The 12,052-nt window shown below is 66.6% G+C and carries 7 protein-coding genes and 3 tRNA genes; 8 read left to right on the top strand and 2 right to left on the bottom strand.

The window, feature by feature from the left end; genetic code table 11:
* Positions 1–49: 49 nt before the first annotated feature.
* Complete coding sequence (locus NQK35_RS01690) at positions 50–1,222, bottom strand: MalY/PatB family protein (RefSeq protein WP_257114376.1); 1,173 nt, start codon at positions 1,220–1,222, stop codon at positions 50–52.
* A 141-nt stretch (positions 1,223–1,363) separates the two neighbouring features.
* Here NQK35_RS01690 and gltX point away from each other — a divergent pair, with 141 nt between their 5' ends.
* From gltX to pulA, 5 genes are all read left to right on the top strand, one after another.
* A complete protein-coding gene (gltX, locus tag NQK35_RS01695) occupies positions 1,364–2,869 on the top strand; it encodes a glutamate--tRNA ligase (protein WP_257114378.1) in 1,506 nt (501 codons plus the stop codon).
* 123 nt (positions 2,870–2,992) lie between these two features.
* A tRNA-Gln gene (locus tag NQK35_RS01700) sits at positions 2,993–3,064 on the top strand.
* 26 nt (positions 3,065–3,090) lie between these two features.
* A tRNA-Glu gene (locus tag NQK35_RS01705) sits at positions 3,091–3,163 on the top strand.
* Positions 3,164–3,183: 20 nt separating this feature from the next.
* A tRNA-Glu gene (locus NQK35_RS01710) sits at positions 3,184–3,256 on the top strand.
* A 98-nt stretch (positions 3,257–3,354) separates the two neighbouring features.
* Positions 3,355–7,566, top strand: a complete 4,212-nt coding sequence (gene pulA, locus NQK35_RS01715) for a pullulanase-type alpha-1,6-glucosidase (RefSeq protein ID WP_373567060.1) — start codon at positions 3,355–3,357, stop codon at positions 7,564–7,566.
* A gap of 70 nt (positions 7,567–7,636) precedes the next feature.
* On the opposite strand, the gene NQK35_RS01720 is transcribed toward pulA, so the two are convergent.
* Positions 7,637–8,374, bottom strand: a complete 738-nt coding sequence (locus NQK35_RS01720) for an IclR family transcriptional regulator (RefSeq protein WP_009212052.1) — start codon at positions 8,372–8,374, stop codon at positions 7,637–7,639.
* Positions 8,375–8,549: 175 nt separating this feature from the next.
* On the opposite strand from NQK35_RS01720, the gene leuC reads away from it, so the two are divergent.
* From leuC to murA, 3 genes are all read left to right on the top strand, one after another.
* Positions 8,550–9,950 carry a 3-isopropylmalate dehydratase large subunit gene (gene leuC / locus NQK35_RS01725; RefSeq protein WP_009212051.1) on the top strand — a complete coding sequence of 467 codons (1,401 nt, stop codon included), beginning with the start codon at positions 8,550–8,552 and terminating at the stop codon, positions 9,948–9,950.
* A gap of 74 nt (positions 9,951–10,024) precedes the next feature.
* On the top strand, positions 10,025–10,657 hold the full coding sequence (gene leuD / locus NQK35_RS01730; protein ID WP_009212050.1) for a 3-isopropylmalate dehydratase small subunit: 633 nt from the start codon (positions 10,025–10,027) through the stop codon (positions 10,655–10,657).
* A 68-nt stretch (positions 10,658–10,725) separates the two neighbouring features.
* Positions 10,726–12,051, top strand: a complete 1,326-nt coding sequence (gene murA / locus NQK35_RS01735; protein ID WP_009212049.1) for a UDP-N-acetylglucosamine 1-carboxyvinyltransferase — start codon at positions 10,726–10,728, stop codon at positions 12,049–12,051.
* Position 12,052 lies beyond the last annotated feature (1 nt).

The raw sequence follows: 12,052 nt of genomic DNA on the forward strand, positions 1-12,052 counted from the left end.
CGTGGGCGGCCACGGGTTGGCCAGGGGCGGGCCCCGATGGGGGGCCGCGTCAGAGCAGGTCGAGGACCCGCTCCACGATCCGCGAGGCCACGTCGGGGGCGCACGCCAGGTTGATGCGAGCCCACGAGGAATAGTCCGCCCCGAGGGTGCACCCATCGTTGGCGGCGATGCCTGCTCGCTCACGCAGCGTCGCGGCGGGGGAGAGGGGACCCAGATCAATGCCGTCAAAGCCCCACCAGGTCAGGTAGGTTCCCTCCGGGCGCACGAAGTCGATCGGCGTGTCGGCCAACGCGTTCGCCACGCGCTCGACATTGCCTCGGATCAGCTCCTTGACCTCGCGCTGCCACTCATCCCCGCGCTCGTAGGCGGCGATCGCGCCGACCGTGCCGATGACGGACGCGTCGTGGCGTGCCTCGGCGGCGAACTCGTCCCAGCGCGCGCGCAGCGCGTCGTCGGGGAGGATGACCTGCGCGCTGGGAAGCCCGGCGATGTTCCACCCCTTTGACGCGGCCGTCGCCGTCACGGTGTGGGCCGCGAAGGCCGGGCCGAGTGACGCGTAGGAGACGAAGGGGAGCGCCTCATCGAGGACCAGGGAGGAGTGAATCTCGTCGGCGAAGACCAGCGCGTCGTAGGCGCCTACCACCTCGTGGAGCGCCCGCAGCTCGTCCTCGCCAAGGACGCGGCCGACCGGGTTCCACGGGTTGCACAGGATGACGAGGCCAGCCCCGGCCTCCAGCCCCGCCCGGATCCCCTCCAGGTCGAGCGCCCAGCCGCGCCCGCCCGCGCGCGTGCCGCGCAGCGACGGAACCTCGATGACGGGGTGGCCAAGCTTGGTGGGAATCGACAGGAACGGCATGTACGCGGGGGTCGGGACGACGACGGGCGCTCCGGGCCGCACGAGACGCGCGATGGTGGCCTCGAGCGCTGGCAGGACCGCGGACGCCAGGCGCACGTGCGACTCATCCACCGCCCACCCGAAGCGCCTCTTGTGAAACTCCGCGGCGGCCGCGGCCGCGGCGGGTTCCAGCCAGGTGGGTTGGTAGCCGAGCAAGCCGTCATCAATCGCGCGCTTCATCGCCTCGGCGACCTCGGGGGCCGTCCCGAAGTCCATCTCTGCCACCCACGCCCCGATCGTGGGTTCGCCGTTGGAGCGAGTGATCCCCGTCCACTTGAGCGAACCCGTGCGGTAGAGGTGGGCGTCGGAAAAGAGACGGACGGGCATGCTAACTATCCTCCTGATGTGGTGGGTGCGGCGGCGAGGCCCCGATGGTGATACACGCTATCCCTCATCGCGTCAGGCGGCTGAGCGCGCCCACGCATCAAGCAAATGCAACAGCCGCCCCTGGAGTACGATGGGAGAATCATGAGTGAAACAACTGCCACCGGTGCCGACGTCCGCGTCCGCTTCTGTCCTTCGCCCACGGGAACGCCCCACGTCGGAATGGTCCGCACGTGCTTGTTCAACTGGGCGTACGCCCGACACACGGGGGGAACCTTCGTCTTCCGCATCGAGGATACCGACGCCGCCCGCGATTCCCAGGAGTCTTTTGACCAGATCATCGAGTCCCTCCAGTGGCTTGGCCTCGACTGGGACGAGGGGGTCGGCAAGGGAGGGCCCCACGGACCGTACCGCCAGAGCGAGCGCATGGACATTTACCGCGACGTGGCTGCGCGACTGCTGGAGGCCGGATACGCCTACGAGTCCTACTCGACCCCCGAGGAGGTCGAGGAGCGCCACCGCGCCAAAGGCGAGGACCCCAAGCTGGGCTACGACGGATTCGACCGAGACCTGAGCGACGAGCAGATCGCCGCCTACCGGGCCGAGGGGCGTCAGCCCGTGCTGCGCCTGCGCATGCCCGACGAGGACATCACCTTCACCGACCTGATCCGCGGGGAGATCACCTTCAAGGCCGGTTCCGTTCCCGACTACGTCATCGTGCGCGCCAACGGCCATCCGCTCTACACGCTGGTCAACCCCATTGATGACGCTCTCATGGAGGTTACGCACGTGCTGCGCGGGGAAGACCTGCTCTCCTCGACCCCCCGCCAGATCGTCCTCTACCGCGCGCTGGAGGCCATCGGGGTCGCGAAGTTCATGCCGCGCTTTGGCCACCTGCCCTACGTAATGGGCGAGGGCAACAAGAAGCTATCCAAGCGCGACCCCGAATCGAACCTGCTCCTGCACAAGGCTGCGGGCATGATTCCCGAAGGGCTCAACAATTATCTCGCCCTGCTGGGCTGGTCGATCGCCCCCGATCGCGACATCTTCTCAATGCAGGAGATGGCACGCGCCTTCGACATTTCCGACGTGAACCCCAATCCGGCGCGCTTCGACCAGAAGAAGGCCATCGCTATCAACGCCGAGCACATCCGGCTGCTGGACGGTGAGGACTTCCGCGACCGTCTGGTGCCCTTCCTGCACCGCGACGCCCTGGTCTCCGCCGCTTCTTTCGATGCCCTGAGCGAGCGCGAGCGTGAGATCCTCACCGAGGCGGCGCCCCTTGTCCAGACCCGCATTCAGCTGCTGGGGGAGGCCTCGGGCATGCTGGGCTTCCTCTTCGTCGCCGACGACGCCCTCGAGATCGACGACAGGGCGGCCTCGAAGCTGAAGGACAACGCCGCAGACGTCCTGGATGCCGCCATCGACGCCGTCGCCACCCTGGCAGAGTTTACGACCGCATCCCTGGAGGCGACTCTGCGCGAGCGCATCGTCGACCAGATGGGCGTGAAGCCTCGCCTGGCCTTCGGGCCGCTGCGCGTCGCTGTCACCGGGCGTCAGGTCTCGCCCCCGCTCTTTGAGTCGATGGAGATCCTCGGCCGGGACTCCTCGCTCGCCCGTCTGCGGGCGCTGCGAGAGACGCTGGGCTGAGCGCGCCGACGAGGCCAAGGCGCGTGATGGGCGCCACGGGTCCTCGATTTGGCACGGGCCTTGTTGTCCGCTACAGTTATCTCCTGTCGCCAGCGACGCGCAAGCGAAGCGGGAGACGCCCTATGGGGTATGGTGTAATTGGCAACACAGCTGATTCTGGTTCAGCCATTCTAGGTTCGAGTCCTGGTACCCCAGCGATCTGAAGCATGTGTTTCGGATAGGCCCCCATCGTCTAGCGGCCTAGGACGACGCCCTCTCACGGCGTTAACACCGGTTCAAATCCGGTTGGGGGTACGGATTCCGCGCGAATCAAGGCCCCCATCGTCTAGCGGCCTAGGACGACGCCCTCTCACGGCGTTAACACCGGTTCAAATCCGGTTGGGGGTACGACTGACCTCGCCACCGCCTCGGTGGCGAGGTTTTTCTTTCTCCGTCTCCCGCGTATCGACTTGTCCTTTGCAGAAAAGTTTCCCTCTCGTTGCAGTATGTCTAACCTAGGAGCAGCCCCGCGAGACGGGGACAGCTTATGGACGAGGGAGTCTTTCGTGACATACCGACACAACAGGACGTTGCTGCGTCGCGCCCTGGGCGTTGGCGCCGTCGTAGCGCTCATGGGGACAGCGCTGCCGGCGGCGTGGGCAGCGCCGCAAGCCGACGCCTCCAACGCCGCAGCGGTCGCACCGACCGCCGAGGCGGGCGCAGAAGCGACGACAGATGAAACGCTGGTGACAATCCCCGGCAGCCACAACAAGGCCATGGGATGCGACGCCGACTGGGCCCCGGGGTGTGAGAAGGCGGCTCTGACCCGCGAGGCGACCGGCGTCTACTCCGGGACCTTCACGCTGCCCGCCGGCGAGTACGAATACAAGGTCGCCGAGGGGGGATCGTGGGACGTTTCCTTCGGACGCGGCGGCGCGGCCGACGGGGCGAACATCGCCTACACCCTGGAGACGCCCACCGAGGTGACCTTCTACTACAACAGGGCGACCCACCGCGTGTGGAACACGGTGAGCGATCGCATGGTCACGCTTCCCGGATCCCTCCAAAAGGCTCTGGGATGCACCGATAACTGGAAGCCCGACTGCACGGCGCCGCTGATGGAACCGGTCGGGGACGGCACATACACGTACGCGACGACCGCCCTGCCCGAAGGCTCCTACGAAGTCAAGGTGGCCGTCGGTGGATCCTGGAGTGAAAACTACGGGAAGGACGGGGTGGCCGGTGGCGACAACTACCAGTTTGCGACGAAAGCGAACAACCTTGTGACCTTCACCTACGATTCTTCCTCCCATAAGCTCTCCATCGCCGCCTCCGACGCACCGGTCGCAGGAACGGGGGAGCAGCGCGCCTACTGGGTGAGCACTGACATCGTCGCGTGGCCGACCTCCCTCCTGCCCCAGGGCATCACCCGCGCGCAGGTGCTCGACGGCTCCGCCCAGCTGGTCTACGAGCTGGTCACCGCCCCAGAGGGCGGGGCGACGCTGAGCGACGGGGCTCTCACCGGTGGAACCGTTACCGCGCTGACGGTCGCCGGAGACCTGAGCGCCGAGGTGACGACCGCTCACCCCAACCTCAACGGCTACATCGCGCTGCGCGCCAGCCTCGACGAGGCCACGGCGCGTGAGGCGCTGACCGGACAGCTCGCGGTCGCCCAGAAGAAAGACGGGGTCGTCAACGCCTTCACGGGCGTCCAGATCGCACCCGTCCTGGACTCCCTCTACGCCGCGAAGGCGACCCAGGCCTCGTTCGGCGTGGGCTGGAAGGACGACGGAAAACCAACCTTCGCGCTGTGGGCTCCCACGGCAAAGAGCGTGACCCTGCTGTCCTGGAATACGAAGACCCCCCGGGGCGCCGACTCGGAGGTGGCGGGCGATCCTCAGCGCACGCCCGCGACTCGCGGCGAGGACGGGCGCTGGAGCGTGGACAACGCGGATGGGACGATCACGGAGGGCGCCCAGTACCTGTGGGAGGTACGCGTCTACGTGCCCGCATCGGGCAAGGTCGAGACCAACACGGTGACCGACCCCTACTCGGTGGGGCTCACGGTTAACTCGACGAGGTCAGTGGCCGTCAACATGAACAACGCCTCGATCGCTCCCGCCGAGTGGCAGAACACGCCGGCGCCGACGATCGCGGACGACGCCCAGCGAGCCATCTACGAGCTACACGTGCGGGACTTCTCCGCGGCAGACAAGTCGGTTCCCGAGGACATGCGCGGCACCTACATGGCGTTCACGCAGTATCAGTCCAACGGCATGCGCCACCTCAGCGAGCTGGCCGAGGCCGGAATCAACACCATTCACCTGCTCCCCACCTTCGATATCGCAACGATCCCCGAGAAGCGCGCTGATCAGAAGGTTCCGGACATCCCCGCAAACGCCGGCCCCGCCTCCGAGGCGCAGCAGGCCGCCGTGGACGCGGTGGCCGATCAGGACGCCTACAACTGGGGATACGACCCGCTCCACTGGTTGGCTCCCGAAGGCTCCTACGCGACCGCTCTGAATCAAAACGGAGGAGCCCGCATCCGAGAGTTCCGTTCGATGGTGGGTGGCCTTCACTCGATCGGCATGCAGGTCGTGCTCGACCAGGTGTACAACCACACGCCCGCGGCCGGGCAGGACTCCCACTCGGTGCTCGACCGAATCGTTCCCGGCTACTACCAGCGCCTGAACGCCGCCGGAGCGGTCGAAACCTCGACGTGCTGTTCGAATGTGGCAACCGAGAACGCCATGAGCGAGCGGCTCATGATCGACTCGATGATCCACTGGGCCAAGTACTACCACGTCGACGGCTTCCGCTTCGATCTCATGGGCCATCACCCGGCGGCGGAGATGAAGCGCGCGCAGGAAGCACTGAAGTCCCTGACGCTGGACAAGGACGGGGTTGACGGCTCGCGTCTGTACATCTACGGCGAGGGATGGAACTTCGGCGAGGTCGCCAACAATGCTCTGTTCCGCCAGGCCACTCAGGGCCAGCTTGACGGAACCGGCATCGGCGCCTTTAATGACCGACTGCGCGATGCGGTCCACGGCGGTGGCCCCTTCGACGAGGATCATCGCGTCTTCCAGGGCTTCGGCTCGGGAGCCTTCTCGGACTTCAACGGGCTCGATACGCGTTCCGAGCAGGAACGTCGCGCGGACTACCTGCACCGCGTCGACCTGGTGAAGCTGGGACTGGCGGGCAACCTGAAGGACTACACGCTCACGACCTACGATGGGCGCAGCGTGCGCGGAGCCGAGCTCGACTACAACGGCCAGGGTGCGGGCTTCGCATCCCAGCCCGCAGAGAACGTCAACTACGTCGATGCTCACGACAACGAGACGCTCTTCGACCTGGTCACGTACAAGATGCCGACGAGTGCGCCGATGGAGAATAGAGTGCGCATGTCGCTGCTCAGCCAGGCCTCGGTGGCGCTGTCCCAGTCGCCGTCCTTCTGGGCCTCGGGCACGGAGCTCTTGCGTTCCAAGTCCCTGGATCGCGACTCCTACAACTCCGGAGATCACTTCAATGCCATCGACTGGACGATGCAGGACAACGGGTTTGGACGAGGCCTTCCCGTCAAGTCCAAGAATGGTGCGGCGTGGCCTCACATGCGTCCGCTCCTGGAAAACCCCGACCTGAAGCCAACCCCGGCGCAGATCGAGGCCTCCTCGCAGGCCGCGATGGACTTCCTGCGCGTGCGCTCCTCCTCGCGGCTGTTTACGCTGGGCAGCACCGACCTCGTTCGTGCCAAGGTAACCTTCCCGAACTCCGGGGCGAGCGCGGTCGACGGAACGATCATGATGCTCATCGACGACCAGGTTGGTGCGCGCGATGACATCGATCCGGCGATCGACGGCGCCCTTGTCGTCTTCAACGCGACCGGGCAGACGCTCACGCAGCGTGTCGATGGCCTCGCGGGCCGCGCGTTCGCGTTGCACGAGGCTCAGGCGCAGGGAACCGACGAGGTCGTCAAGGCGGCGTCCTTTGACGCGCGGACGGGCACGGTCACGGTTCCTGCCCGCACCGTCGCCGTGTTCACCCAACCGACGGGTGCTCGCGTCGATCCTGCCCCCGACGCCTCGCAGGCGCGCTGGATGCAAGCGGGAGACGGCCGCTGGTGGCTGCGCTACCCGGATGGCACATTCCCCGCCGGCGAACGCATCGAACGTGACGGCGCCGTCTACTCCTTCGACTCCGAGGGCTGGATGAAGACCGGCTGGGAGAACGACGGGGGAGCGTGGCGCTACTACCGCGCGTCCGGAGCGATGGCGACGGGCTGGCTGAAGGTTGCGGGTTCCTGGTACTACCTGGATCCCGATTCGGGGGTCATGGCGACCACGTGGCTCAAGGACGGCCAGAGCTGGTACTACCTGGATCCGAGCAGCGGCGCCATGACCACCGGGTGGCTGAAGCTTGGGGCCTCGTGGTACTACCTGGACCCGGGCAGCGGCGCCATGGCCACCGGCTGGCTGAAGGTTGCGGGTTCCTGGTACTACCTGGATCCCGATTCGGGGGTCATGGCGACCACGTGGCTCAAGGACGGCCAGAGCTGGTACTACCTGGATCCGAGCAGCGGCGCCATGACCACCGGGTGGCTGAAGCTCGGGGCCTCGTGGTACTACCTGGACCCGGGCAGCGGCGCGATGGTCACAGGCCGCGCGGTCATCGCAGGGACGGCCTACACCTTCGATGACTCTGGCCGCTGGGTCGGCTGAATGATCGCGGGGGCCGGGACGATGGGAAATCGTCCCGGCCCCCGCAGTCTTGGAGGTTCAGGGGAGGCTCCTACAGGTCCGCGGCGTCCTCAACGGTGGCGAGGAACTCCGAGAGTCGATTGGCCGCGGCCATGACGGAGGGGCCGTGCTGTCGCCCGGGCTGGCGGCCCATGCGCTCGATGGGGCCGGAGATGGACAGCGCCGCAAGGACTCGGCCCGAGGGGCCGCGAACGGGAGCAGACACGGAGGCGACGCCCGGTTCTCGCTCGCCCACGGACTGCGCCCAGCCGCGGCGGCGGACCTCGGAGAGCATGGTCGCGTTGAAGGATGCGCCGTACAGGCCTCGGTGCAGGCGGTCGGGTTCCTCCCAGGCCAACAGCACCTGGGCGGCGCTGCCGGCGCTCATCGACAGAGTCGCTCCCACGGGAATGGAGTCACGCAGGCCCATCTCGCGCTCGGAGGCCGCCACACACACCCGATAGTCGCCCTGGCGGCGGAAGAGCTGGGAGGATTCCTTGGTGTGATCGCGCAGTGCTTGAAGCACGGGCATGGAGGCCTGCAGCAGGCGGTCTTCCCCGGCGGCGGAGGACAACTCCTGGAGACGCGGCCCCAGGATGAAGCGGCCCTGCATGTCGCGGGCGACCATGCGGTGGTATTCCAGGGCGACGGCGAGGCGGTGGGCTGTGGGGCGTGCGAGCCCCGTGCTGGACACGAGTTGCGCGAGCGTTGCTGGCCCCGCCTCAAGGGCGCCCAGGACCAACGCCGCCTTATCGAGGACTCCGACACCACTGGTTGTTTGCTCATCCATACAACTATTTAATATCTCAGGTTCTGAGATGACAAGCTGTCGCATAGTGAAACACGTCAAAGTGGCGTCCGAGACGTGAGACCGGCGGGGTCGCCGTGTAGTGAAGGCGTTTCCATTAGTGGACGAAGAATGAACGACGCGCTCGTCGCCGATGCGGGGGAGCCAAGGAGGAACAATGAGCGGAACAATGGCGGAGAAAGTGTGGCGCGACCACACCGTCACCAAGGGCGAGAACGGTGCCCCCGACCTGCTCTACATCGACCTTCACCTGGTCCACGAGGTCACCAGCCCCCAGGCCTTCGAAGGTCTTCGCCTCGCCGGACGCCAGGTGCGCCGACCCGACCTGACTCTCGCCACCGAGGACCACAACACTCCCACGGTCAACATCGACCGCCCCATCGCCGACATCACCAGTCGCACCCAGATCGACACGCTGCGCAAGAACGCCCGTGAGTTCGGGATCCGCCTGCACTCCCTGGGCGACGCCGACCAGGGCATCGTCCACGTCGTCGGCCCTCAGCTGGGCCTCACCCAGCCCGGCATGACGATCGTGTGCGGCGACTCCCACACCTCGACCCACGGAGCCTTCGGCGCCCTGGCATTCGGAATCGGTACCAGCCAGGTCGAGCACGTGCTCGCCACCCAGACGCTGCCCATGGCCCCCTTCAAGACGATGGCCATCACGGTCAACGGTTCCCTGCCCGCGGGTTCGACAGCCAAGGACATCATCCTGGCCATCATCGCCAAGATCGGCACGGGCGGCGGCCAAGGGTACGTCCTGGAGTACCGCGGACAGGCCATCCGGGAGCTGTCCATGGAAGGGCGCATGACGATCTGCAACATGTCCATCGAGGCCGGCGCCCGCGCGGGCATGATTGCCCCCGATGAGACGACCTTCGCCTACATCAAGGGACGCCCCCACGCCCCCGAGGGCGAGGAGTGGGATCGCGCGGTCGAGTACTGGCGTTCCCTGGCCTCCGACGACGACGCCGTCTTCGATGCCGAGGTGGTCTTGGAAGCATCCGACATCGAACCCTTCGTCACGTGGGGAACCAACCCCGGTCAGGGCGTGCCCCTGTCGGCGTGCGTGCCCAGCCCGGAGGACTTCACCGACGAGAACAAGCGCGCGGCCGCGAAACGCGCCCTGGAGTACATGGACCTCCAGGCCGGCACACCCATGCGCGACATCGCGGTCAACACCGTGTTCATCGGGAGCTGCACCAACGGACGCATCGAGGACCTGCGCGCCGCCGCCGGCGTCCTCAAGGGACGCCGCAAGGCCGACGGCGTGCGCGTCATGGTGGTCCCCGGATCCGCCCGCGTACGCCTCCAGGCCGAGGCCGAGGGCCTCGACAAGATCTTCACCGACTTCGGCGCCGAATGGCGAAACGCCGGATGCTCCATGTGCCTGGGCATGAACCCCGACACCATGAACGCCGGAGATCGTTCGGCCTCCACCTCCAACCGCAACTTCGAAGGCCGTCAGGGCAAGGGAAGCCGCACCCACCTGGTGTCCCCGCTCGTCGCCGCTGCGACCGCCGTGCGCGGCACCCTGTCCTCCCCGGCCGACCTCTGAGACCCGCTTGCGCCACCGCCGCGCGGGAGCCGGCCACGGCCTCGCCCCCCAACGAAGAAAAGACTGACACACCCATGGAAAAGTTCACCACGCACACCGGTATCGGCGTCCCGCTGCGCCGCTCCAACGTCGACACCGACCAGATCATCCCGGCCGTCTACCTCAAGCGCGTCACCCGAACGGGCTTCGAGGACGCCCTCTTCGCCGCTTGGCGCTCTGACCCCGACTTCGTCCTCAACCAGGACGCCTACAGGGAGGGTTCCGTGTTGATCGCCGGGCCGGACTTCGGCACCGGCTCCTCGCGCGAGCACGCGGTGTGGGCGCTCAAAGACTACGGCTTCCGCGTTGTCCTCGCCCCCAAGTTCGCCGATATTTTCCGCGGAAACTCCGGCAAGCAGGGCCTGGTGACCGGCATCATCTCCCAGGAAGACTGCGAGCTTTTGTGGAAGATCCTCGAGACAGAACCCGGCACGCGGATCACCGTGTCTCTGGAAGACAAGACGTTCCGCGCCGGCGCGTTCTCGGGCACCTTCGAGATCGACGACTACGTGCGGTGGACGCTCATGGAGGGCCTGGACGACATCGCCCTGACGCTGCGCCACGAGGATGAGATCGCCGCCTACGAGGCCACCCGCCCCTCCTTCAAGCCCCGCACGCTCCCGGCGAAATACTTGCCCAAGGAAGAGGTTCTCTCCGCTCGCGACTAAAAGCGCTGCGCACACTGGCCCCTGCCTAGCTAGAGTAGGGGCCAGTTACGCATAACCGAGGAGCATCCATGTCATCCATCCTGCAAGTCGAGGGCGGCCACCCGCTGCGCGGCGAAATCAGCGTGCGCGGCGCCAAGAACTTCGTGCCCAAGGCGATGGTCGCTTCGCTGCTGGCCGACACCCCCTCCGAGCTCTACAACGTGCCGCTGATTCGGGACACGGACGTCGTGTCCAACCTGCTGAGCCTGCACGGCGTTCGAATCGACTTCGACCAGGATCGCGGCACGCTGCGCATGGATCCCTCCAACGTCAAGGTTGCCTCTCGCTCCGACATCGACACGCTCGCGGGAGCCTCGCGTATCCCGATCCTCTTCTGCGGCCCCCTCCTGCACCAGCTCGGAGAGGCGTTCATTCCCGAGCTCGGAGGGTGCGCGATCGGGGGTCGTCCCATCGACTTCCACCTCGAGACCCTGCGCAAGTTCGGCGCGATTGTGGACAAGCAGCCCGACGGGGTCCACATCAAGCGCCCCGCTTCGGGCCTTCACGGTGCCATCATCGAGCTTCCCTTCCCGTCCGTGGGCGCCACCGAGCAGACGCTGCTGACTGCTGTGCGCAACGAGGGCATCACGACCTTGAAGGGCGCGGCCATTGAGCCGGAGATCCTCGACCTCATTAACGTTTTGCAGAAGATGGGCGCGATCATCTCGGTGGACACGGACCGCACGATCCGCATCGAAGGCGTGTCCAACCTGGTGGGCTACCGCCACACGGCCCTCCCGGACCGCATCGAGGCGGCCTCGTGGGCCGCCGCCGCGCTGGCCACCCACGGTGACATCTACGTGCGCGGGGCTCACCAGCCCGACATGACGACCTTCCTCAACACCTTCCGCAAAGTGGGTGGCGCGTTCGACATCGACACGGACGGCATTCGCTTCTACCATCCCGGCGGGGAGCTGCACTCGATCGCCCTGGAGACCGCCGTGCATCCCGGCTTCATGACCGACTGGCAGCAGCCCCTCGTCGTGGCCCTCACCCAGGCTCGAGGCCTGTCGATCGTCCACGAAACCGTCTACGAGAATCGCTTCGGCTTCACCTCGGCCCTGCGCCAGATGGGCGCAAACATCCAGGTCTATCGCGAGTGCCTGGGCGGAACCCCGTGCCGATTCGGCCAAAAGAACTACTACCACTCGGCCGTCATCTCAGGCCCGATGCCCCTGCACAGCGCCGACATTGAGGTTCCCGACCTGCGCGGAGGCTTCTCGCACCTGATCGCGGCGCTCGCAGCGTCGGGAACGTCCACGGTGTCGGGCATCGACGTCATCTCGCGAGGCTACGAACACTTCACGCGCAAGCTCCACCAGCTGGACGCGCGCGTGTGCTACCTGGACGACTGAG

It is taken from the genome of Schaalia odontolytica (assembly GCF_024584435.1).
Taxonomy (GTDB): domain Bacteria; phylum Actinomycetota; class Actinomycetes; order Actinomycetales; family Actinomycetaceae; genus Pauljensenia.

Coding starts and splice junctions, on each gene's coding strand:
- NQK35_RS01690 (WP_257114376.1), bottom strand. CDS start 1,222: ATGCCCGTCCGTCTCTTTTCCGACGCCCACCTCTACCGCACGGGTTCG.
- gltX (WP_257114378.1), top strand. CDS start 1,364: ATGAGTGAAACAACTGCCACCGGTGCCGACGTCCGCGTCCGCTTCTGT.
- pulA (WP_373567060.1), top strand. CDS start 3,355: ATGTCTAACCTAGGAGCAGCCCCGCGAGACGGGGACAGCTTATGGACG.
- NQK35_RS01720 (WP_009212052.1), bottom strand. CDS start 8,374: ATGGATGAGCAAACAACCAGTGGTGTCGGAGTCCTCGATAAGGCGGCG.
- leuC (WP_009212051.1), top strand. CDS start 8,550: ATGAGCGGAACAATGGCGGAGAAAGTGTGGCGCGACCACACCGTCACC.
- leuD (WP_009212050.1), top strand. CDS start 10,025: ATGGAAAAGTTCACCACGCACACCGGTATCGGCGTCCCGCTGCGCCGC.
- murA (WP_009212049.1), top strand. CDS start 10,726: ATGTCATCCATCCTGCAAGTCGAGGGCGGCCACCCGCTGCGCGGCGAA.